Annotated in this window: 22 protein-coding genes and 1 pseudogene; 17 read left to right on the plus strand and 6 right to left on the minus strand. The window is 41.3% G+C overall.

The genetic code is table 11. The features are described 5' to 3' along the window. The first annotated feature begins 2 nt into the window (after positions 1-2). On the plus strand, positions 3-1181 hold the full coding sequence (locus tag DXB43_RS05650) for a hypothetical protein (protein ID WP_117698290.1): 1179 nt from the start codon (positions 3-5) through the stop codon (positions 1179-1181). Positions 1182-1363: 182 nt separating this feature from the next. On the opposite strand, the gene DXB43_RS05655 is transcribed toward DXB43_RS05650, so the two are convergent. Genes DXB43_RS05655 through DXB43_RS05665 form a run of 3 tightly spaced genes read right to left on the minus strand, consistent with a single transcriptional unit; the run spans position 1364 to position 2457 of the window. Beyond that, on the minus strand, positions 1364-1975 hold the full coding sequence (locus tag DXB43_RS05655; RefSeq protein WP_022243337.1) for a manganese catalase family protein: 612 nt from the start codon (positions 1973-1975) through the stop codon (positions 1364-1366). Next, entirely contained in the window at positions 1976-2242 is a 267-nt protein-coding gene (locus tag DXB43_RS05660) for a spore coat protein CotJB (RefSeq protein ID WP_117698289.1), read from the minus strand. Next, positions 2242-2457, minus strand: coding sequence for a spore coat associated protein CotJA (locus tag DXB43_RS05665; RefSeq protein ID WP_022243335.1), 216 nt, complete (start codon positions 2455-2457; stop codon positions 2242-2244). The genes DXB43_RS05660 and DXB43_RS05665 overlap by 1 nt, the downstream gene beginning before the upstream one ends. Positions 2458-2598: 141 nt before the next feature. Here DXB43_RS05665 and feoB point away from each other — a divergent pair. The 5 genes and pseudogenes from feoB (at position 2599) to DXB43_RS05695 (ending at position 10018) form a co-directional block, all read left to right on the plus strand. Next, positions 2599-4837, plus strand: a pseudogene (gene feoB, locus DXB43_RS05675) (ferrous iron transport protein B). A gap of 12 nt (positions 4838-4849) precedes the next feature. After that, a complete protein-coding gene (locus DXB43_RS05680; protein ID WP_117947041.1) occupies positions 4850-5023 on the plus strand; it encodes a FeoB-associated Cys-rich membrane protein in 174 nt (57 codons plus the stop codon). A 146-nt stretch (positions 5024-5169) separates the two neighbouring features. Then, positions 5170-6678 carry a 4Fe-4S dicluster domain-containing protein gene (locus tag DXB43_RS05685; RefSeq protein ID WP_117947042.1) on the plus strand — a complete coding sequence of 503 codons (1509 nt, stop codon included), beginning with the start codon at positions 5170-5172 and terminating at the stop codon, positions 6676-6678. A 23-nt stretch (positions 6679-6701) separates the two neighbouring features. Further along, positions 6702-8165, plus strand: coding sequence for a glutamate--tRNA ligase (gene gltX, locus DXB43_RS05690; RefSeq protein ID WP_117841179.1), 1464 nt, complete (start codon positions 6702-6704; stop codon positions 8163-8165). Between the two features lie 17 nt (positions 8166-8182). Beyond that, a complete protein-coding gene (locus DXB43_RS05695) occupies positions 8183-10018 on the plus strand; it encodes an ATP-dependent helicase (protein WP_117841178.1) in 1836 nt (611 codons plus the stop codon). Positions 10019-10025: 7 nt separating this feature from the next. On the opposite strand, the gene DXB43_RS05700 is transcribed toward DXB43_RS05695, so the two are convergent. Continuing rightward, positions 10026-10334: a DUF1292 domain-containing protein gene (locus tag DXB43_RS05700; RefSeq protein ID WP_022243329.1), complete on the minus strand. Its 309-nt coding sequence runs from the start codon at positions 10332-10334 to the stop codon at positions 10026-10028. A 15-nt stretch (positions 10335-10349) separates the two neighbouring features. After that, a complete protein-coding gene (locus tag DXB43_RS05705; RefSeq protein WP_117841176.1) occupies positions 10350-11444 on the minus strand; it encodes an HD-GYP domain-containing protein in 1095 nt (364 codons plus the stop codon). Positions 11445-11575: 131 nt separating this feature from the next. Between DXB43_RS05705 and DXB43_RS05710 the strand changes: the two genes are divergently transcribed. From DXB43_RS05710 to trpS, 3 genes are read left to right on the plus strand one after another with little or no spacing between them, the layout of a single operon-like run. Next, positions 11576-13423: a glycogen operon protein GlgX gene (locus DXB43_RS05710; protein WP_117947043.1), complete on the plus strand. Its 1848-nt coding sequence runs from the start codon at positions 11576-11578 to the stop codon at positions 13421-13423. Between the two features lie 6 nt (positions 13424-13429). Then, positions 13430-13978: a DUF5662 family protein gene (locus DXB43_RS05715; RefSeq protein ID WP_117947044.1), complete on the plus strand. Its 549-nt coding sequence runs from the start codon at positions 13430-13432 to the stop codon at positions 13976-13978. Further along, entirely contained in the window at positions 13979-14983 is a 1005-nt protein-coding gene (trpS, locus tag DXB43_RS05720) for a tryptophan--tRNA ligase (RefSeq protein WP_117947045.1), read from the plus strand. Here trpS and DXB43_RS05725 read toward each other — a convergent pair. Beyond that, entirely contained in the window at positions 14980-15948 is a 969-nt protein-coding gene (locus tag DXB43_RS05725; protein ID WP_117947046.1) for an RluA family pseudouridine synthase, read from the minus strand. The two genes, trpS and DXB43_RS05725, sit on opposite strands and share 4 nt — an antisense overlap. A gap of 119 nt (positions 15949-16067) precedes the next feature. Between DXB43_RS05725 and sigK the strand changes: the two genes are divergently transcribed. From sigK to fliE, 8 genes are all read left to right on the plus strand, one after another. Next, entirely contained in the window at positions 16068-16703 is a 636-nt protein-coding gene (gene sigK / locus DXB43_RS05730; RefSeq protein WP_117698280.1) for an RNA polymerase sporulation sigma factor SigK, read from the plus strand. A gap of 219 nt (positions 16704-16922) precedes the next feature. Then, a complete protein-coding gene (locus DXB43_RS05735) occupies positions 16923-18461 on the plus strand; it encodes a YifB family Mg chelatase-like AAA ATPase (RefSeq protein ID WP_117947047.1) in 1539 nt (512 codons plus the stop codon). Positions 18462-18466: 5 nt separating this feature from the next. After that, positions 18467-19561, plus strand: a complete 1095-nt coding sequence (gene dprA, locus DXB43_RS05740; RefSeq protein WP_117947048.1) for a DNA-processing protein DprA — start codon at positions 18467-18469, stop codon at positions 19559-19561. A 34-nt stretch (positions 19562-19595) separates the two neighbouring features. After that, positions 19596-21686 carry a type I DNA topoisomerase gene (gene topA, locus DXB43_RS05745; RefSeq protein WP_117947049.1) on the plus strand — a complete coding sequence of 697 codons (2091 nt, stop codon included), beginning with the start codon at positions 19596-19598 and terminating at the stop codon, positions 21684-21686. Between the two features lie 91 nt (positions 21687-21777). Further along, complete coding sequence (gene codY, locus DXB43_RS05750; RefSeq protein ID WP_022243319.1) at positions 21778-22551, plus strand: GTP-sensing pleiotropic transcriptional regulator CodY; 774 nt, start codon at positions 21778-21780, stop codon at positions 22549-22551. Between the two features lie 226 nt (positions 22552-22777). Next, positions 22778-23167 (plus strand): flagellar basal body rod protein FlgB, encoded by a 390-nt coding sequence (gene flgB / locus DXB43_RS05755; protein ID WP_117698276.1) that lies wholly within the window; start codon positions 22778-22780, stop codon positions 23165-23167. A 22-nt stretch (positions 23168-23189) separates the two neighbouring features. After that, complete coding sequence (flgC, locus tag DXB43_RS05760) at positions 23190-23633, plus strand: flagellar basal body rod protein FlgC (RefSeq protein WP_022243317.1); 444 nt, start codon at positions 23190-23192, stop codon at positions 23631-23633. Positions 23634-23660: 27 nt separating this feature from the next. Then, positions 23661-23972, plus strand: coding sequence for a flagellar hook-basal body complex protein FliE (gene fliE, locus DXB43_RS05765; RefSeq protein ID WP_022243316.1), 312 nt, complete (start codon positions 23661-23663; stop codon positions 23970-23972). Positions 23973-23989: the final 17 nt, after the last annotated feature.

The raw sequence follows: 23989 nt of genomic DNA on the forward strand, positions 1-23989 counted from the left end.
CATTGATAAAATTTTTTAGAAGAAAAAGGAAACCAAAGAAAACAATCGAAGAGGTCTTAGAATGTATCACAGAGGATACGTTATCGGAAGAAGACCGGAAGGATGAACATAAAGTACAACATTATGTTCTGGGTCACTGTGAACAGATGATTGACACCACAAAGACCCTGGAAAATGAAAAGTCTGAATATCGTGTGGTGACTTCTTATTTAAAGGATATCCAGATTATTGAAGAACTGCCGGAAGATGAGGCAGCTGCTTTAAGAGATACTGCAAACAGTATTCTTACACTGGATCAGTCCCGTTCCGATTATCTGAAAGCAACCAAGAAGCTGACAGATACGCAGTATGCACAGATGGAACAGGAAGAGGAGACTCTGACGGAATCCATCCGGACCCTGCAGGCAAATGAGATGTATCAGGCGGCCGTAAAGCGTGATATGAATTACCTGGAAGGGGAGAAGAATGAATGGGCTTATTACCGGGAAGAGTTAATGGAAGAACAGAAGATTCTGCGGAAGGCATCCTATGTAGTATTTGGCATGGTACTGGCATTCCTTGCAGTCATATTGGTTCTTCATGTGGCATTGGAAATGGATGTACGGATTCTATTTACGATTCTGATGGTAGCTGCGGCAGCCAGTGGATTCTTTATGCTGTTCCGGAATCAGAATAATACAAGAGAAATCAAGCGGGCAGAAGTGAACATGAATCATGCCATTACTCTTTTGAACCGTACTAAAATAAAGTATGTAAATTCTACGAATGCGGTGGATTATGCCTGCGAGAAATACCATGTGCATAATTCCTATGAACTGACCTATCTCTGGGAGCAGTACTTAGAAGCCAAGCGGGAAAGAGAGAAATTTGAGCGGAATAGTGATGACTTGGAATATTTTAATGGAAAGTTAGTACGCATGCTGCAAAAATATGAACTTTATGATGCAAAGGTCTGGATTAGTCAACCCAATGCACTGGTAGATAAGCGTGAAATGGTGGAAATCAAGCATGAATTATTGAGCCGGCGGCAGAAAATCCGGGCATCCATTGAATATAACATGGATGTAGTATTAGAACAGAAGGAAGAAATTGAAAAACTCATGAAAGAGTATCATGAGGAAATCCCGGAAGTCCGTGAGATTATTAATTCTGTGGACCGGCTCTGCGGAACCGGAGAATGAAAATAGCGTATCATCGATAGAAAATATCGGTGATACGCTATTTTTTACTTTACAGGAAATTGCTTTCCTGTAAAGTAAAAAACGCTCCGCGAGGATGCACACTGCGGCGTATAAGGTAGATGTCGCAAGCAATCGCCGCAGGCGCGAGAATGTGCCAAGGCACATTCTTTTCTATCACAGTTTTATTTGCAGCCGCAGCTCTTATCGAAAGCCGGGTTACATGCATAGAAGTTCTTGGAGTCAAGGTGTTCCTGTACCATCCGGAGTGCTTCGCCAAAACGCTGGAAGTGTACGACCTCCCTGGCACGCAGGAAACGAATCGGATCTACAACGTCCGGGTCTTTTACGACACGAAGAATGTTATCGTAAGTGGTGCGGGCTTTCTGCTCTGCAGCCATATCTTCCATAAGGTCAGTAATCGGATCGCCTTTGGACTGGAATTCACAGGCATTCTGTGGAACACCACCGGCAGCCTGTGGCCATACGGCAAGGGTGTGGTCAATATAGTAAGGACCGAAGTTAGAGGCTTTGATTTCCTCCGGAGTCAGGTCTCTGGTAAGCTGGTGCACGATGGTTGCAATCATCTCAAAATGGGCAATTTCTTCTGTCGCAATATCGGTAAGCAGTCCGGCTACTTCACGGTAAGGAATGGAATAGCGCTGGGAGAGATAACGTAAGGATGCGTTGATTTCTCCGTCAGGACCTCCGTACTGGCTTAAGATATACTGTGCGGTTTTCGGATCGGTCTGTTTGATGTTGACCGGATATTCCAGTCTTTTTTCATACTGCCACATTTAACAATTTCCCCCTTCCCATGGATTTCTCATGCTTCCCCAGCTCCAGTGACCGTCTGTGTCGGCACCGTCTAAAGTCAGGGGACCATATTTTTCTTCATACATTTTCACTGCTTTTAACCGCAGGGTACGGTAGTGGTTATAGAAGGAAAGTGCTTCTTCATCATAAGGATGGGTGTCAAGGTAAAGGGCAGTATCATAAGCTACAAAGCTGACCTGATTAATCCAGTCTAAAAGCTGGGACTGGTTCATTGGCATATTGTTCATCAGAATCTGCCTCCTTTCATGGAACCATGGAAAGGCTTATTTAAATCCTGAAAGACTGTGCCATTACGCAGAGCCTGGTCAGGTTCGTACAGATTGCCGAACTGCTGCCATGGAACATAAGCCATGGCAAGTTCCTGATTACAGGCAAACTGTTTCGTATAAGGTGTCGGAACAGCCGGACGGCTGCTTTGTGGCTGACAATTACAGTTGTTCATATGCTGACCTCAATAAAAATATTCATATTAATATATGTGCAGATGAAAAGGAATGTGAGATTTTATATTGTGAAAAAAAGAATCCTGCGGTAAAATACTTAATTGAGAAAAAATATCAATAACAAGAGAAGAGGAAAATAGATGACACTGGATGAACTTGAAATTGGAAGAGAAGCGGTAATAACCAAAGTAGGGGGAGAAGGAGCACTGCGGTGTAGATTTTTAGATATGGGGCTGATTCCAAAGACAAAGGTGCAGGTGCGTAAAGTAGCACCTATGGGAGACCCGATTGAACTCCGGATTCGTGGATATGAACTGACCATACGAAAAGAAGATGCCGGAAAAATTGAAGTAGAACCGGAGGAGAACTAGAATGATATTTGCATTAGTAGGAAACCAGAACTGTGGTAAGACCACATTATTTAATCAGCTCACCGGTTCCAACCAGCATGTTGGAAATTTTCCGGGTGTAACGGTTGACCAGAAAATGGGAGAAATCAGAGAACATAAGGATGCGTCGGTAGTTGACCTGCCGGGAATCTATTCTCTGCGTCCCTATACCAGTGAGGAGATTGTAACAAGAGACTTTATTTTAAATGAAAAGCCGGATGGAATTATCAATATTGTAGATGCAACAAATATTGAGCGAAATCTCTATCTGACCCTGCAGTTGTTAGAAATGCATATTCCGATGGTATTAGCTCTGAATATGATGGATGAGGTGCGTAACAACGGCGGAAGTATTGATGTAAAACAGATGTCTTTAGAACTGGGAATTCCGGTCATTCCAATCAGTGCGGTAAAGGGAGAGGGAGTGGAAGACCTGGTACACAGCGCCATGAAGGTGGCAGGACAGAAGATATATCCAAAGGTAACGGATTTTTGCGAGAAAGGTCCTGTGCACCGCTGCATTCATGCGGTATCCCATCAGGTAGAAGACCATGCACAGAATATCGGAATGTCACCACGTTTTGCAGCAACGAAGATTGTAGAACAGGATACAGACATTATTGACAGACTGAAGCTGAGCCAGAACGAACTGGATATGATGGAACACAGTATTGAAGAAATGGAAACAGACCATCATATGGACAGAAATGCCGCTCTGGCGGATATGAGATATACCTTTATTGAAAAGGTGTGCAGTAAATCAGTAACAAAGTGCCATGAGAGCAAAGAACATATTCGTAGTGTGAAGATAGACAATGTATTAACGAATAAATATCTTGCTATTCCGTTGTTTCTTCTGATTATGCTGCTTGTATTCTGGCTGACCTTCGGTGTGATCGGAGCATTTTTGAGCGATTATCTGGCTGTTTTTATTGCATACATAACGAATCTTGCAGACAAGGGGCTGACTGCTTATGGAATTAACCCGGTGGTTCACAGCCTGATTATTGATGGTGTATTTGCCGGAGTAGGAAGTGTGTTAAGCTTCCTGCCGATTATTGTGGTTTTATTTTTCTTCCTGTCTATTCTGGAAGATTCCGGTTATATGGCAAGAGTTGCCTTTGTTATGGATAAACTGCTGCGTAAGATTGGACTTTCCGGACGAAGTTTTGTTCCAATGCTGATTGGATTTGGTTGTACGGTTCCGGCAGTAATGTCAAGCAGAACTTTAGCATCCGAAAGAGACCGGAAAATGACCATTATGCTGACACCATTTATCAGCTGTTCGGCGAAAATACCGATTTATGCGGTGTTTACAGCAGCATTTTTTAAAAAGTATCAGGCACTTGTTATGATTGCACTTTATGTTGGTGGAATGGTAATGGGAATTCTGGTGGCACTTTTATTCAAGCATTCCGCATTCCGTGGAAAACCGATGCCTTTTGTCATGGAGCTTCCGAATTACCGGCTGCCATCTTTAAAGAGCGTGGTACTCCTGATGTGGGACAAGGCAAAGGATTTCTTAGAGAGGGCATTTACCGTTATTTTCCTTGCAACGATTATTATCTGGTTTTTACAGTCTTTTGATACCAGACTGAATGTAGTATCTGACAGCGCAGACAGCCTGCTGGCATTAATCGGCCGTGTGATTGCACCAGTTTTTGCTCCGCTTGGATTTGGGGACTGGAGAGTATCCACTTCTTTGATTACCGGATTTACTGCCAAAGAAGCAGTAATCAGTACCATGAGTGTACTTCTTGGAACCAGTGTGACTGCTTTGGGCAACAGCCTTGGAACTCTGTTTACGCCGGTATCAGCAGTCAGCTTCCTGGTGTTTACGTTACTTTATACACCATGTGTAGCAGCGATTGCAGCAATCAGACGGGAGATGGGTTCAAAGCTTCAGGCACTTGGTGTTGTGGTAATGCAGTGCGTGGTTGCATGGATTGCAGCATTTGTTGTCTTTCAGATTGGCAGCCTGATTTTTTAGGAGGCAGATAGTATGGGCGTTAATGATATTATTTTGCTATTACTGATTCTTTGCTGGTGCGCCTTTGCGGTATATGCTATGATGAAAAAGAAAAAAGAGGGAGGCTGCATTGGCTGCAGCGGATGTAGTGGAAGGACAGATACGGATGCGGTCTGCAAAGAATGTTCCCGGAGGAAAAAGTTGTAAAAAGTATTTATTTTAGAACATAAGAGCAGGCTACTTGTATTATTGAAAGTGGTGTGCTAGATTATTGTTAGCATAGTGTTATATATTGATAATACTGTGCGTGGTTATGAACAATGATATAATACAATTTTTTCTAGGAGGAAACGATGAGAGGACTACGTACACCAGTATCAGATTTGAGAAAAAGCATTTTTACGGAGGTAGCAAAAATTGCTTATGAAGCAGACAGTGCAAACCTGAACGATGCCGTTGAGGCAGTTCCATATACAGTTTGCCCTGGAGATGTTCCTACATACCGTGAAAGTATTTATAGAGAACGTGCGATTGCAGCAGAAAGAGTAAGACTTGCTATGGGTATGTCTTTACGGCCACAGGATAAACCGGTACATGTTACCAGTGGTCTCGAAGAGAGCAATGTGGCAGAAAAATATTATGAGCCACCTCTTATGCAGGTAATTCCATCTGCATGTAATCTGTGCGAAGAAAAGAAATATGAAGTATCCAATATGTGCCAGGGATGTATTGCACATCCATGTATGGAGGTATGTCCAAAGGGAGCAATCTCCCAGGTAGATGGCAAATCTGTAATCGACCAGGAGAAATGTATCAAATGTGGAAGATGTAAAGCAGCCTGCCCATATGATGCAATTTCCAAGAAAGAAAGACCTTGTTCCATGGCTTGTGGAATTGGAGCAATTGGAACAGATGAATACGGAAGAGCAAAGATTGATGCAGATAAATGTGTATCCTGTGGTCAGTGTATGGTAAGCTGCCCATTCGGAGCAATTGCAGATAAATCACAGATTTTCCAGTTGATCCGTTGTATGAAAGAAGGCGGAGAAGTTATCGCTGAAATTGCACCTGCATTTGTAGGTCAGTTCGGACCTGGAGCTACTCCAAAGCATGTAAAGGCAGCTTTATTAGAACTTGGTTTCTCAGAAGTTGTTGAAGTTGCACTTGGAGCTGATATCGGTGCAGTAGCAGAAGCACATCACTATGCAAATCATGTTGCAACAGGAGAGCTTCCTTTCTTACTTACATCCTGCTGTCCTGCATGGTCCATGCTTGCAAAGACACAGTTCCCGGATTTAATCGGGAGCGTATCTTCTGAGCTTACACCTATGGTTGCTACAGCAAGAAGCATTAAGAAAGAACATCCGAATGCAAAAGTAGTATTTATCGGACCGTGTGCTGCTAAGAAACTGGAAGCAAGCAGAAGAACTGTACGAAGCGATGTTGATTTTGTAATCACATTTGAAGAGTTAGACGCTATGTTTGCAGCAAAAGGAATTGATCCGAACCAGACAGAGGGTGAAAGCTCCATGCATGATGCAACTGCTGCTGGTCGTGGATATGCATGTGCCGGTGGTGTTGCAGATGCCATTGAAAAATGTGTACATGAATATTATCCGGATGTGGATGTTAAGATTGAACATGCAGAAGGTCTTGCTGAATGTAAGAAGATGCTGATGCTTGCCAAGGCTGGTAAGATGAATGGATATATGATTGAAGGAATGGGATGTCCTGGCGGATGTATCGCCGGAGCAGGAACTATTCTTCCGATTCCGAAAGCAAAACAGGAAATCGAGAAGATTAAGAAAGCTTCTACCAAGCAGCTTCCTCCAAAGGAATTACGGGAAATCGAATTAAATTAATAGTAAGAAAGCGGGTTAATAGAATGAGCAAGGTTAGAACCAGATTTGCACCAAGTCCTACAGGAAGAATGCATGTAGGAAATCTGCGTACAGCACTTTATGCATATTTAATTGCAAAGCATGAGGGCGGAGATTTTATTTTAAGAATTGAAGATACAGACCAGGAACGTTATGTTGAGGGAGCGGTAGATATTATCTACCGTACCCTTGAGAAGACTGGATTGTTACATGATGAAGGTCCGGACAAGGATGGCGGTGTTGGCCCATATGTGCAGAGTGAACGTCAGGCACAGGGAATTTATCTGGAGTATGCGAAGAAACTCATTGAAAAAGGAGAAGCATACTATTGTTTCTGTGATAAGGAGCGTTTAGAGAGTCTGCGTCAGACTGTTGCAGGTAAAGAGATTATTGTTTACGATAAGCATTGCCTGCATTTAAGCAAGGAAGAAATAGAAGAAAAGCTTGCTGCAGGTGTTCCATACGTTATCCGTCAGAACAATCCTCAGACAGGAACAACAACCTTTCATGATGAAATCTATGGAGATATTACCGTTGATAATGCGGAGCTGGACGATATGATTCTGATTAAATCAGACGGATATCCGACTTATAACTTTGCCAACGTAGTAGATGACCATTTGATGGGAATTACACATGTAGTAAGAGGAAATGAATATCTTTCTTCTTCTCCAAAGTATAACCGTCTGTATGAAGCTTTTGGCTGGGATGTGCCAGTGTATGTACACTGTCCGTTAATTACCAACGAAGAGCATCAGAAGTTAAGTAAACGTTGTGGACATTCTTCCTACGAAGATTTGATTGAACAGGGATTTTTAACAGAGGCAGTTGTAAACTTTGTGGCATTACTGGGGTGGAGTCCGGCAGATAACCGGGAAATCTTTTCTTTAGAGGAGCTGGTAAAAGCCTTTGATTATCATCATATGAGTAAATCACCGGCTGTATTTGACTATACAAAGCTGAAATGGATGAATGGCGAATACATCAAGGCAATGGATTTTGATTCGTACTTTGAAATGGCAGAGCCATATATCCGGAAAGTAATTACCAGGGATTATGATATCCGCAAGATTGCAGAGATGGTGAAGACCAGAATTGAAATCTTCCCGGATATTGAGAATCTGATTGACTTCTTTGAGGAACTTCCAGAGTATGATACCGCAATGTATACCCATAAGAAGATGAAGACCACAGAAGAGAGCTCTTTGGAAGTCTTGACAGAGATTCTTCCGGTATTAGAGGCTCAGCAGGATTACAGTAATGATGCACTGTATCAGACACTTTGTGATTTTGTGGCAGAGAAGGGCTGCAAGAATGGTTATGTATTATGGCCGGTTCGTACAGCGGTTTCCGGTAAACAGATGACACCGGCAGGTGCAACTGAGATTATGGAAATTATTGGTAAGGAGGAGTCCTTAAAACGTATCCGTACCGGAATTACACTTCTTACGAAAGCACTTGAGAAATAAAAGTTACGAGGCATTTCATGCAATTTAATGAAGCACAACAGGAAGCTGTTGATTTTTATCAGGGTCCCTGCCTTACACTGGCGGGGCCCGGTTCAGGCAAAACTGCCGTAATTACCCATCGAACGAAAAATTTAATAGAAAAATATGGGGTGTCACCATCAGAGATTCTGGTGGTGACATTTACAAAAGCAGCCGCTATGGAGATGAAGGAGCGTTTTCTTTCGCTAACGAATCAGACATCCACAACGGCTACTTTTGGTACTTTTCATGCGGTGTTTTTTACGGTATTAAAGTATGCTTATCATTATCGGGCAGAAAATATTATAAGAGATGAGCAGAAGGTGGTATTTATCCGGAATCTTTTACGTCATTTTCCGATTGACTATGAAGATGAAAATGAATGCATCCAGACTCTGTTATCTGAAATCAGCGGTGTAAAGAATTCGAACATTCCCATTGAACATTATTATTCTTCTAATTTTCCAGAGCATACATTCCGGGATGTATTTATGAATTATCAGAAGATGCTGCAGAAGAACCGGCTGATTGATTTTGATGATATGTTAGTTTATACCTATGAACTTTTCAGCCAGCGGAAGGATATCTTAGCACTCTGGCAGAAGAAGTTCCGATATATTTTAATTGATGAGTTTCAGGATATCAATGGATTACAATATGAGATTATAAGGATGCTTGCAGCACCGGAAAATAATCTCTTTGTGGTAGGGGATGATGACCAGTCTATTTACAGGTTCCGCCAGGCAAGACCGGAGATTATGCTGAACTTTGAGAAGGATTATGCTGATGCAAAGCGAATTGTATTAAATTATAATTATCGTTCCGATGGAAATATTGTGGCAGCGGCAGGAAGACTGATTGCCCACAATACAGGGCGGTTTGCAAAGGATATTAAGGCATTTCATCCGGCAAAGGAAGCGGTAGTATGTAAGACTTACCGGACGCAGCGGGAAGAAAATTTAGGATTGATTCATGCACTTAAGGAATATACCGCAGCTGGTGGTGACTGGTCGGACGCAGCGGTGCTGTTTCGCACTAATACACAGCCAAGACTTCTGATGCAGCAGTTGATGGAATATAATATTCCTTTCCGTACAAGGGATAATATTCCTAATATTTATGAGCATTGGATTGCAAAAGATATGGAAAGTTATCTTCGGATTGCCCATGGAAGCAGAAGAAGGGCAGACTTCTTACAGATTATGAACCGGCCGAACCGTTATATTGGGCGGGACAGCCTGGAAGAGGATACTGTAGCATTTGATGTCTGGGCAGATTATTATGATAAAATGGAGCAGTCCTGGATTGCACGAAGAATCGACCGGCTTTATCATGACTGCAAAATGTTAGCCGGAATGAAGCCTTTTGCAGCGGTGAATTATATCCGCAAGGGAATCGGCTACGATGACTATATCAAAGAATATGCAGATCAGAGAGGTATGAATGAGGAAGAACTTTTGGATATTCTAGAACAGCTTACCGATATGACCAAAGAGTTCGATAGCTTTGATGACTGGCAGAAACAGAAAGAGAAATATTTAAAAGAATTACAGCGTGCCATGGAGAAGCAGCGGACGAAGGGAGAGGGCGTTGTCTTATCAACCCTACATAGCTCGAAGGGATTAGAGTATGATGTGGTATTTTTGATTGATGTAAATGAGAAAATCATGCCCTATAAGAAAGCTGTTTTAGATGCGGATCTGGAAGAGGAACGCAGAATGTTCTATGTGGGGATGACCAGAGCAAAAAAACAGCTCTACCTCTTCTCGGTAGAGCTGTTGAATAATCACAGTGCAGAACCATCCCGGTTCTTAAAAGAATTGCAGGAAACGTAATGGATGATTAGTTGTCCATTGCGTCAAATTCTGCTTCATCTAATAATTCATCAAAACGGTCGGAGACAACTTCGTATTCTTCGTCACTGTCAATATTATCTAAAGAAGGATTTCCATCCTCATCCTCGGAGTAACGATAGATATATACTTCACCATCTGCATTTTCATTTCCCTTTTCATCTAAGGGCATCAGCGCAATATAATCCTGTTTTCCTGCTTCAAAGATAGTAAGAATTTTGCATTCCACATCCTGCCCATTGTCTAAATTCAATGTCACCATGATATCGTCTTCATCTTTTAACTGTTTGTTTTCCATAAAATACCTCTTTCTTTATATAATTGTCTGAACGTAGAGTTCCGGACGTTTTTCCAGATTGATAAATATACTGTCTTCTAACCGAACCACCGGACGAGTCAGGCGATGCTTGTTAATCAGCACAATTTTACCGGTCATGCCATTACTTAACATGACATCATTGTTAATATATGTATTGGCAATATGCTCCAAGAAGCTGGTAATAAACTGGGGTTTGTATTTACCCAGACCCTCCCGCTCAAAAGTGGCAATGACCTCAAACGGGCAGACGCCGCGGCGATAACAGCGGTCAGCAGTCATGGCATCGTAGACATCTGCAATAGCAACGATATTGGCAAAATCATCAATATCATCTCCGATAAGTCCGATTGGATAGCCGCTTCCATCACAGCGTTCATGATGGGTGAGAGCAATTTTTTTGATGCGGACAGATACATTCTGATTTTTCAGCAGTTCATAACCATATTCGGAATGTTTTTTCACCAGTTCATATTCTTCCGGGGTCAGGCGTCCTGGCTTGTTAATGATTTCCGGTGGAATTTTACTTTTACCTATATCGTGTAAGAGACCACCCAGAGTCAGAGTTTCTAAATCATCTGCATTATAATTCTGCCACATACCAATCATTCGGCTGATTAAAGAAACATTCAGACTGTGGGCATAAGTGGAATCGGTAATTTTGCGCATATTGTGCAGCATATCGAACATGGAAATTGTAGTGGAATGTCTGGCAAAAAGATCTAAAGCGCAGGATAAAAGAGCCTCCTGATCAAAAGGAATGTTTTTTGTGACAAAATCATTGATGGATTTTTCTAAAAAAGGTACTTTTTTTTCGTAATTTGCTTTAAAAACTTTGAATTCTTTACTGTTTCTTACCCGTTCAGAATACCGGTCAACTGCTTCCTTTTCTTCAGCCATTGACTGAATGGCATCAACAGGCAGAACACCGTCTATTATTCTGGCACTCTCAATTCCATAAAACTCAAGGTGCGCAATCATCTGGGTTGTCAGCATTTTGTGTTCTTCTACAATCATCTGCCCATGCCTGCTCATGACAGGAGCGGCAGTCACCATGCCAGGTTGTAAATCCTTTGTTGCAACTGTATGCATGAATATACCTCTTATATCACTAATTAACAATACACTACACTATAATTATAAAAATTTACATATCAATTGTCAATGAATCGTGTTATAATCTTTTCAAGAGACTTGAATATAGGAAAGTGCAGGATGATGAAATGAAATACAATGTTCGGGAAGGCGATTACAGAACCATGGGAGCAGTTGTGCATCGTGATGGGGTTGTATTTACCTTTGAGGGGAGAAAAGAGCAGAAATGCAGTATTGTACTGTATGAAAAGAAAACAGGGAAAATTGAGAAAATACCGGTTCCGGATACTTACTATGTGGGTGCACTTCGCTCAATTATGGTAATGGGCATTGAACCGGCTTCTTTTGATTATAATTTTGAAATAGACGGTAAGGTTATGCCAGATCCATATGCCAGAAGAATTGTAGGCAGGGAAAAGTGGGGAGAAAAGGAACGCTTTGGTATGGATTATCAGGTGAAAAGCGGTTTCTCCACAGATGTTTTTGACTGGGAAGAGGATGTGGCACCGGAAATTGCCAAAAAGGATATGGTCATGTACAAACTTCATGTGAGAAATTTTACCATGGAGGGTAGTAATGGCGGAGCAAGAAAAGGAACTTTTGAAGCAGTAGAGAACCGGATAGGATATCTTCGTGATATGGGCGTTACAACCGTTGAATTTATGCCTTTTTATGAATTTGAAGAACTGATGATACCGGCAACCTGTGAACTGCCGGATTATGTGACCTGGAAGGAAGAACAGAAGACGGATACAAAGAAGCTGCCGGAAGTTGAGAAGATAAATTGCTGGGGCTATACCGAAGGCAATTATTTTGCGCCGAAGGCTGCATTTACCAGAAGCAGACAGCCGGAGCATGCCTTGAAATCATTAATTAAGGCATTGCATAAAAATGACATGGAATGTATTATGGAAATTTATTTTCCTGATACCATCAATCAGAATCTGATGTTAGAAGCCCTGCGCTTTTGGGTGATGGAATATCATGTGGATGGATTCCGTCTGATGGGAGCAAATCTTCCGGTTCGTGCTATGGCACAGGATTTGATTTTGTGCCGCAGTAAGCTGTTTGCAGATACGATTCCGGAGGATTTGCTGGAACAGGATTATGCATATCCGCATTTATTTGTTTACCGGGATGAATTTTATTATCCGTTGCGGAAAATGTTAAATCATAAGGAAATCTGTCTTACCGATTTTGTAAACCAGATGCGTAAGCAGAAGAAATATGCCGGATTTGTGAATTATGCAGCATCTAATGATGGTTTTACACTGGCAGATGTATTTATGTACAGTGAGAAACATAATGAAGCAAATGGGGAAAACAATGCTGATGGAAATGACTGGAATTACAGTGACAACTATGGCATTGAAGGACCAACCCGCAAAAAATATATAGAAAGCCTGCGTAAAAAACAGCTTCGAAATGCGATTACGGCAGTATTTTTAGCACAGGGTATTCCACTGCTTGCTGCCGGTGATGAGATTGGTAATTCCCAGAGGGGAAATAATAATGCTTATTGCCAGGATAATGCAGTTGGCTGGGTAAACTGGAAAAATGATAAGAAATATGCATCCTTACAACAGTTTGTAAAGAAAATGGCAGCCTTTCGTAAGGCACACCCGGTTCTTCGGATGGAAGAGCCGATGCGGATGAATGATTATAAGGGACTGGGATATCCGGATCTTTCTTTTCATTGCGATAGTGCATGGACTGTGGGATTTAGCCCGAACCGCCAGTCGGTTGGGATGCTTTATTGCGGACTGTATGCGGATTGTGAGGAAATGATTTATGTGGCATATAATTTTCACACCGGAAAACAGTTCCTTGCACTTCCGAAATTGCCAAAAAGCAAAAAATGGTATAAAGTAATGGATACAGGAAATGAAAATGGTTTTCTGGAGAAAGAAATGATAATGGATGCAGTCCAGGTAGAAATTGCCGGGATGTCCATTCAGATATTAATAGGGAAATAAAGTAAGATGAAAGCATGGAAACATTTTTGCACAATTAATCATCACAAGATGTTGGTCATGAAAGGCTGTTTTAAAGTTGGACTTTACCGCCAGGGTTTATTGCATGATTTGTCGAAATATTCACCAACGGAATTTTTAGTGGGTTGTAAGTATTTTCAGGGAAATATGAGCCCGAATAATGCAGAACGTGAGGACAAGGGGTATTCCGCAGCGTGGCTGCATCACAAGGGCAGAAACAAGCATCATATGGAATACTGGATTGATTACGGACCGGAGAAATGCACCGGAATTACTGGAATGAAGATGCCAACAAAATATGTTGTTGAGATGTTTATTGACCGGGTGGCAGCAAGCAGGAATTACCAGAGAGAAAAATATACCGACGAAAGTCCTCTGGCTTATTACGAACATGGAAAGCAGTATCATATTATTCATGAGGAATCAAGAGAACTTTTAGAGAGCCTTCTTCATATGCTGGCAGACCGCGGCGAAGAAGAGACTTATGCATATATTCGATATGAAGTATTGAAAAATAAAAGAAAGAAGGATAAATAAATGTTAGACGGAAAGAAGATTTTATATAGTGGAATGCAGGCAACAGGAACCCTTACCCTTGGAAATTATTTGGGAGCATTGAAAAACTGGGTAAATCTTACGGATGAATATGAATGTATCTATGGTGTTATGGATTTACATTCCCTTACCTTAAGACAGGTGCCGGCAGAGTTCCGTAAAAATGCTCGTTCTCTTTATGCATTATATGTAGCGGCAGGATTAGACCCGGAGAAAAACTGTATTTATTATCAGTCCCATGTATCCGGACATGCAGAATTAAGCTGGATATTAGGCTGCTTTACTTATATGGGAGAGTTAAACCGTATGACACAGTTTAAGGACAAGGCTGCAAAGCATGCAGATAATATCAATGCAGGTCTTTATACCTATCCGGTATTAATGGCGGCTGATATTTTATTGTATCAGGCAGATGTGGTTCCGGTTGGAGTAGACCAGAAGCAGCATCTTGAGATTACCAGAAACATTGCACAGCGTTTTAATGCTATTTACGGAGATGTATTTACAATTCCGGAGGCATATATCGGAAAAGCAGGTGCAAAGATTATGAGTCTGCAGGAGCCGGAGAAAAAGATGTCAAAGTCCGATGAGAATCCGAATGCAACTATCCGCCTTTTAGATGATAAAGATACCATTATCCGCAAATTTAAACGTGCAGTAACCGACTCCGGCAGTGAAATTGTATATCGTGAAGATAAACCGGGCATTAGTAATCTGATTGATATTTATGGTTGTGTAACCGGTAAGACAAGAGAAGAAACCGAAAAAGAATTTGACGGAAAAGGCTACGGTGATTTCAAACTGGCAGTAGGAGAAGCAGTTGCTGCAGAGTTAGAGCCATTGCAGAAACGTTATGGGGAACTGATGGCAGACAAGACCTATCTTGACAGCATGATTAAAATGAATGACGAAAAAGCAGCTTATTATTCTAATAAGACCTTGCGTAAGGTGCAGAAGAAAGTCGGACTTACCGAAAGAATCCGTTAATCCGAAAATAGATTGTCCAAATCTGGAACATGAAATTCAGGGAACAGCATTTGCATATCGGCAGGAAGTGGAGCTGTAAAGCAGAGCTGTTCCTTTGTGATTGGATGTTCGAATTTTAACTGGCAGGCATGAAGAGCCTGCCTTTTTGTCAGGGAAAAATCCGGGTTATAAAGGAAATCTCCAATTAAAGGGTAGCCGAGGTAGCTCATATGGACACGAATCTGGTGGGTTCTGCCGGTGTCAAGCCGCAAAGCAATAAGGGAGAATGCATCCGGTGAAAGAGGCTCCCTTGAAAAAGTATTTTTTGGAAAAATTTCTTTCACAGCTAGTCTGCGGTAATGGGTGCAGGCGTATTCACCTTGCCCAAAATCTACCTGACGCTCTAATACAGAACCTTCCTTTCTGCCGATTGGCGCAGTAATGGTACCGGATTCCGGGGTAATACCACGGACAATGGCAAGATAGGTGCGGTGGATTTTCCGTTCATTCATCTGTCTGCCTAAGATACCGCCACTGAGACTGTTTTTTGCAAGGATTGTGATACCGGTAGTATCCTTATCCAGCCGGTTGATGCAGCGGAAAGGACCGGCTTCGTTTTTTCTGCCCAGATAATAAAAGACAGCATTGGAGAGGGTATGCTCGTAATGTGTCATGGATGGGTGGACAGGCATATGTGCCGGTTTATTGATAACGAGAATATCTTCGTCTTCGTAGAGGATGGAAAGGGGAATGTTTTCCGGTGCGGGATAGCTTTTTGGCATAGATTCTTCTAAAATAATCTTTAATTTATCAGAAACCTTCAGCCGGTCACTGCTGTGCCCGGTATCACCGTTTCGGAAAAGAACATCTTTGGTGCGGAAAAGATGTGCCCGGAGCCCTTTCGGGTATCCTTTTTCCGTAAGAAATTCTCTTATCGTATAGTTTTTGTATTCATTTGTTATGGTATAGTCTAATATTCGCTTCATAAAGATAATTATAAAGGAAAAAGACACAGAAGAAAAGGATAGAGATAAAAAAAGAGGAAAGGCACGAAGAACCTGGCAGACGCATAGAATATAATAAATCGCTTTTTAAGGGTGCTGTATTGAAAACATTTTTATCTCCATTGACTATACAGGAAGAGAAGCAATATTTAAAGCAGCTTGGGGAAGGCAGCCTTGAAGCAAAACATATTCTGATAGAACATAATATGCGTCTGGTAGCACATGTGGTAAAAAAATATCAGAATGTGGAAGAGGATATGGAAGATCTGATATCGATTGGAACCATTGGATTGATTAAAGCAATCGATACCTTCCGGGTAGAAAAAGGAAATAAGCTGGCAACTTATGCAGCGAGATGCATTGAAAATGAACTTCTGATGTATCTGCGCAGTAAGCGTAAAATTGCCAGGGAAGTGTCTCTTTATGAGCCAATCGGAACAGATAAAGAGGGAAACCAGATACATTTACTGGATATTGTAGAGCATAACGAACCGGATGTGGTGGAGCAGATGGAGTATGACAGAAATGTGAAGACATTATATGAAATACTGCCGCGGGTACTAAACAGACGGGAACAGATTATCATAAACCTGCGCTATGGCCTAAAAACGGACTGTCCGGTGACACAAAAGGAGATTGCAAAAAATTTAAATATCTCGAGATCCTATGTTTCACGAATTGAAAAAAGGGCATTGGAGAAGCTGAAAGCTTATTTTGAAAAAGGTTACAATTATTAAATTTTTATAATGTGTTAAATTGGTATTTGAAAAGGATGGATTTCATGATATGATGAGTCCATCTTTTTTATCGAAATAAATGATGAATAACCCATCTTGGGGCTACTCATGTAAATTGCAGAGTTCTTCTGCAGAAAAATCCCGGACAAACAAAATGAACAGAGAAAATGAAATAATTACAAAAAACAGAATAATTGCAAAACAGAAAGGTGAAATTTAATGTACAGTATTGTATCAACGGCAATCGTGCGTGGCATTGAGAGCATTCCTATCCGCGTGGAAGCAGATGTGACGGATGGTATGCCAGTGTTTGAAATGGTAGGATTTTTATCGGCAGAAGTGCGGGAGGCAAGAGAGCGGGTGCGGACAGCCCTTAAAAATTGTGGATACCGTCTCCCACCAAAACGGATTACGATTAATCTCTCGCCGGCATATGTAAGAAAATCCGGTTCGTCCTTTGATTTGCCGGTAGCAGTGGCAGTGCTTGCAGCAATGGGGATTATTCCGAAAGACAGGCTGGAACAGCTTCTGATTGTAGGAGAAGTAGGACTGGATGGAAGAATAAAACCGATTCATGGAGTATTGCCCATCGTGACAAAGGCAACGCAGGAGCGGATGGACGCCTGTATGGTGCCGGTGGAAAATGTCAAAGAAGCTGCATTGGTAAAAGGAATCCGTCTGTTTGGTGTAAGCACACTGGAAGAAGTGATAAAAGGCTTTAATGATGAAATAAAATTCTGGGAGCCTGAGAAAGAAGAAATCGGGCATGAGAAAAAGGCTAAGAGAAAAGAAGTACCGGATTTTTCAGAAATTAATGGACAACAGTTTGTGAAAAGAGCCTGTGAGATTGCGGTAAGCGGCAGACATAATCTCCTGATGATTGGACCACCGGGAGCAGGAAAGACAATGATTGCAAGAAGAATTCCAGGTATTCTGCCGGAGATGACGGAAGAGGAGACCCTGGAGGTAACAAAAATATACAGTGTAAGGGGCCTTCTGACGGAAAGTGAAGCATGGATGGCGGAACGTCCTTTCCGTAATCCACATCATACCATAACACCACAGGGACTGGCAGGTGGTGGAATGGTTCCGGGACCGGGAGAAATCAGTCTCGCCCACCATGGTGTGCTCTTTTTAGATGAGCTGGCGGAGTTTCGGCGGGAAACTTTGGAAATTTTAAGACAGCCTATGGAAGAACATTGTGTAAAGCTTGCAAGGCTTGCCGGAAATTATGAATTTCCGGCGGATTTTATGCTGGTGGCTGCCATGAATCCCTGCCGGTGTGGATATTATCCGGATTTGAACCGCTGTCATTGCACGAAAGGAATGGTGGAACAGTATTTAAAGAAAATCAGTCAGCCTTTATTGGACAGAATTGATATCTGTGTAGAGACAAAGCGTGTGGAATATCAGGATTTAATTAAAGAAAATCCGCATCAGGAGACTTCGGCAGAAATTAGAAAAAGGGTGGTTGCAGCTATGGAGCGGCAGCAGCAAAGGTTTGCCGGAACTAACATTCGCTATAACAGTAGAATTCCGGTGGCATTACTGACAAAATATTGCAGATTATCGACAAAACAAAAACAGTATATGGAAAGCATTTATCAGAAGCTGGAATTGACAGCCAGATCTTATCATAGGATTTTGCGGGTGGCGAGAACCATTGCAGATATGGACGGTTCAGATGAAATCCTAACCAGACATTTAAGTGAGGCGGTCTGTTATCGGAATGTAGATAAGAAATTCTGGGAGGGATAAATGGAATGAAATATAAATACTGGCTGGCGTGTATGGCACAGATGGCAGAAAACATTGGAACCGGAAAAGTGGAAAAACTGTTTCGTTTTGCCGGAAGTGCAGGAGTCTTATATGACATGTCAGAAAAGGAATTAATGCAGATTCAGGGCATTACCGAAGCAGATGTGAAGTCTGTTCTTACCTATAAAAAAGCATGGAACTTAGAAGAAGCATGGGAGAATTTAAAAAGAAGTGGACTGTATCTTGTAACAAGAGAGGATGAAAACTATCCGAAACGTCTTTTATATATCAATAAGCCACCTTATGGAATTTTTTATAAGGGCAGTCTGCCACCGGAAGATAAGAAAAGTATTGCTATTGTGGGAGCAAGAAGATGCAGTGAATACGGTCGTTACTATGCAAAACATCTGGCGGAACTGGCAGTAAAAGCAGGCTGCATTATAATCAGTGGACTGGCTGCAGGAATTGATGGAGCAGCCCACAGTGGTGCCATGGCGGCAGAGGGAGAAACTTATGCTGTTATGGGATGCGGGGCAGATTACTGTTATCCCAGACAGAATCAGAGTCTTTATCAGACTATGACACAAAAAGGCGGAATTCTATCTGAATATATGCCACAGACAAAACCTTTGGGAAAGTTGTTCCCGCAACGGAACCGGTTAATCAGCGGGCTTTCAGATGTGGTAGTTGTAATAGAAGCAAAGGAGCGGAGCGGTTCATTGATTACGGCAGACTTTGCCTTAGAGCAGGGAAAAGATATTTATGCACTTCCGGGGCGTGTTGGAGATGTGTTAAGTGGAGGCTGTAACCGCCTGATACGGCAGGGGGCGGGCATCATTGTGTCTCCGGAGGAATGGCTTAAGGATCTTGAAATTGACCTTGCCAATATAGTAGTTCCCAATGCTTTTTCAAAAAAGGTACTTGAAAAAGATGAAGGGGTGGTGTATAGTGTTCTCGATTTGCAACCGAAAAGTGCCCAGCAGATTTTGGAAGAAACAAAGCTTCCGGTAGACCGGATGTGTGAGATACTGCTGACGCTGGAAAATGCAGGTTTTATCAAAGAAGTATATAAGAATTATTATATAAAAATACATGAATAACCGCATAGAGAGAACAAAATAAAGGAGCAGGGTTATGGCTAAATATCTTGTTATTGTTGAGTCACCGGCAAAAGTTAAAACAATTAAAAAATTTCTTGGGAAAAATTATGAAGTGGATGCATCCAATGGACATGTGCGTGATTTACCGAAGAGTACCTTAGGATTTGATGCAGAGCATGGATTTGAACCAAAGTATATTACCATCCGGGGAAAAGGTGATGTACTTGCAAAATTAAGAAAAGAAGTGAAAAAAGCAGATGTCATTTATCTTGCAACTGACCCGGACCGTGAGGGAGAAGCAATTTCCTGGCATTTATATCAGGCACTGAATCTGGCAAATTCTGATAAAAAGGTTTACCGGATCAGTTTCAATGAGATTACCAAGAATGCAGTAAAAACTTCTTTAAAAAAACCGAGAGACATCGATATGGATTTAGTGAATGCCCAGCAGGCGCGCCGTATGTTAGACCGTATGGTGGGTTACCGGATCAGCCCGTTACTATGGGCAAAGGTAAAAAGAGGCTTAAGTGCAGGACGTGTACAGTCTGTGGCATTGCGTTTGATCTGCGACCGTGAAAGTGAAATCAATGCATTTATACCGGAAGAATACTGGACCTTAGATGCCAGCCTGAAAGTAAAAGGTGAGAAGAAACCACTAACTGCGAAGTTTTACGGAACAGAAAAAGAAAAAATGAATATCACCTCAAGAGAACAGGCAGATGCTATTATGGCAGAGCTTGAAAAAGAAAAATTTACCGTAACAGATGTGAAAAAAGGGGAACGTAATAAAAAGGCTCCACAGCCGTTTATCACCAGTACCTTACAGCAGGAAGCATCCAAGGTATTGAATTTCTCCACACAGAAAACCATGCGCTTAGCACAGCAGTTATATGAAGGTGTGGATGTAAAGGGAATCGGAACGGTTGGTCTGATTACTTACCTGAGAACAGATTCTGTCCGTATTTCAGAAGAAGCAGATGCTATGGCACGCAGCTTTATTGCAGAGCAGTATGGCGAAAATTATGTTTCTTCCCATGTACAGGAAAAGAAGAGCAGTAACAAGATTCAGGATGCCCATGAAGCAATCCGTCCGTCTGATATTACAAGAACACCGGTAATGGTAAAGGAATCTTTATCCAGAGACCAGTTCCGCCTGTACCAGTTAATCTGGAACCGTTTTACCGCAAGCCGTATGAGTGATGCAAAATATGAGACAACATCCGTAAAAATCGGTGCTGGAAAATACTGTTTTACCGTAGCAGCATCCAAGCTTGTATTTGAAGGATTTATGTCTGTATACACCAATGAAGATGAAGAAAAGGGCACACAGAATGTAATGCTTAAGTCCATTGATAAGGATACAGAATTAAGTTTTGATGCATGGGATGAAAAACAGCATTTTACACAGCCGCCTGCTCATTATACCGAGGCATCTTTGGTAAAGGCATTGGAGGAACGTGGAATTGGAAGACCAAGTACCTATTCTCCGACCATAACCACCATTCTTGCCAGAAGATATGTGATTAAGGAAAATAAAAACCTTTATGTTACCGAGCTTGGTGAAGCAGTAAATTCCATTATGACAGAAGCATTTTCCAGTATCGTGGACGAACATTTTACCGCTAATATGGAGTCGCTGCTGGATAGCGTGGAAGAAGGAACCGTAAACTGGAAGACTGTAGTAAGCAATTTCTATCCGGATTTGGATGCGGCAGTAAAGCAGGCAGAAAAAGATCTGGAAAAAGTGCAGATAGCGGATGAAGTGACCGATGTAATTTGTGAAGAGTGCGGCAGAAATATGGTAATCAAATACGGTCCGCATGGTAAATTCTTGGCGTGTCCTGGATTCCCGGAGTGCCGTAATACCAAACCGTATTTTGAGAAGATTGGTGTTGCCTGCCCGAAATGCGGCAAAGATATTGTACTACGTAAAACCAAGAAAGGCAGAAGATATTACGGATGTGAGAATAATCCGGAATGTGATTTCATGTCATGGGCAAAGCCGTCATCTGAGAAATGTCCGAAGTGCGGAAGTTATATGGTAGAAAAGGGCAATAAGCTTGCCTGTGCCAATGAGCAGTGTGGCTTTTCAGAGGAAAAACCAAAAAAGGATGAAAAGAATTAAAAGTACAATTCAAATCCTTGAATTATCAGAATAAACATGATAAAATATTAAACAGTCTAGTTATTCTGAATATAACGTGGAGGATATAAGTATGAGCGTTCAGCTGTTGGATAAAACAAGAAAAATAAATAAGCTTTTGCACAATAATAATTCGTCAAAGGTTGTGTTCAATGATATCTGTGAGGTTTTGACAGAGATATTGGATTCCAATATCCTTGTTATCAGTAAAAAAGGAAAGGTACTCGGAAGCAGCCAGTGCCGTGGAATTGATGAGATTCATGAACTGATTGTTGATGAAGTAGGCGGGTTTATTGATTCTATGCTGAATGAAAGACTGCTTGGAATTCTTTCCACAAAGGAAAACGTTAATCTGGAAACATTAGGATTTGAATCAGATATTAAGAAATATTCTGCAATTATTACACCGATTGATATTGCTGGTGAGCGGTTAGGAACATTGTTTGTATATCGTTATGATAACCAGTATGACATTGATGATATTATTCTCAGTGAATATGGAACAACAGTTGTCGGACTGGAAATGATGCGTTCTGTGAATGAGGAAAATGCGGAAGAGACCAGAAAAGTACAGATTGTGCGTTCAGCAATCAGCACACTTTCTTTTTCAGAGTTAGAGGCAATTACTCATATTTTTGATGAGTTAAACGGAACAGAAGGTATTCTTGTAGCCAGCAAGATTGCAGATCGTGTAGGAATTACACGTTCCGTTATTGTAAATGCATTGCGTAAGTTCGAAAGTGCAGGAGTCATCGAATCCCGTTCTTCCGGAATGAAGGGAACTTATATCAAAGTTGTAAATGATGTGGTGTTTGATGAACTTGCCAGAATACGAAAGGCAGATTAACCATAGAAATATAAACAAACAGAATATAAAGAAGAGCACACGGATGGTGCATCGGATAAAGGGATTTATAGTGGGAAAAAGCTGTAAATCCCTTTTATATTGTGTAGCCAATTGGAAAAAAACACTAGATAATGTAAAAATAAGAAAAAAATACTTGTGTTTTTTACAAGATTATTTATAATAAAATATGATGCGATAACAATATGGATAACTATGGAGGTGCAGTATGATAAGTTCAAATGCGTTTGACTATATGAATGTGCTGAATAAGGCCGCAAGTGCGAGCTGGGAAAGAGAACAGTTAATATCAAATAATATTGCAAATGCTGATACACCTGGATATAAACGCCGGGATTTGGATTTTGAAAGTACATTGGAATCCGAACTGGGCAAAAGCAAATATGTTTCACTGGATGACAAGGTGGCAAATATCCATATGGACCATCTGAATGCAAAGACATATATCGACAATGCCTCTTATTCTTACCGTCTGGACGGCAACAATGTTGACCCGGAGCAGGAGAATGTAGAGCTTGCCTCAGAAACAATCCGTTATCTGGGATTGACCAACAGTATCAGTCAGGAAATATCACGGTATAAAACCGTTATTAAATAAAATTGTGTGGGAGGAATAAAGAATGGCATTATTTCAGTCGTTTGATATCAGTGCGTCCGGTATGACGGCGCAGCGTTTTCGTATGGATACCATTTCTGAGAACGTAGCAAATGTAAATACAACCAGTACAGAGAATGGAACACCATACCGCAGAAAAATTGTAACTTTTTCGGAAAAAGGTGTAACTCCGTTCAGCAAAGTGCTTTCTGATTCCCGGGAAGGCTATGTGGGAAACGGAGTAAAGGTTTCTTCAGTGACAGAAGATTATTCTACTGATTTTACTATGGAATATGACCCATCCAATCCGGATGCGGATGAAAATGGTTATGTGTCATATCCGAATGTGAATATAGTAACAGAAATGACAAATCTTATTGATGCCAGCAGAGCATATGAGGCGAACGTAACAGCTTTTGATGCAAGCAAACAGATTGCACAGGCGGGATTACAGATTGGTAAATCATAAAAGATATTTGGAAAGGTGAGATAAACGATGAATGTTAATGTATTAACAGGAGTTTCGTCAGATGTTTTTAATACACAGAATGCAGCTGCAACACAGCAGTCAAACAGTGCGGAAAGCTTTGATAATATTCTTGCAACGGCAATGAACATGGTGAAGGAAACAAATAATTATCAGAACAATGCAGAGGAAGAGGAAATTAAATTTGCATTGGGAGAATCAACCAATACCCATGAATTGCTTGTGGCACAGGAAAAGGCAAACATTGCATTATCCTATACAGTTGCAGTAAGGGATAAAGTAATAGATGCTTACAAAGAAATTATGAACATGCAGATTTAGTATAGGTAGGATGAGTA

This window comes from Roseburia sp. OM04-10BH (assembly GCF_003462605.1).
Lineage (GTDB): Bacteria > Bacillota > Clostridia > Lachnospirales > Lachnospiraceae > Roseburia_C > Roseburia_C amylophila.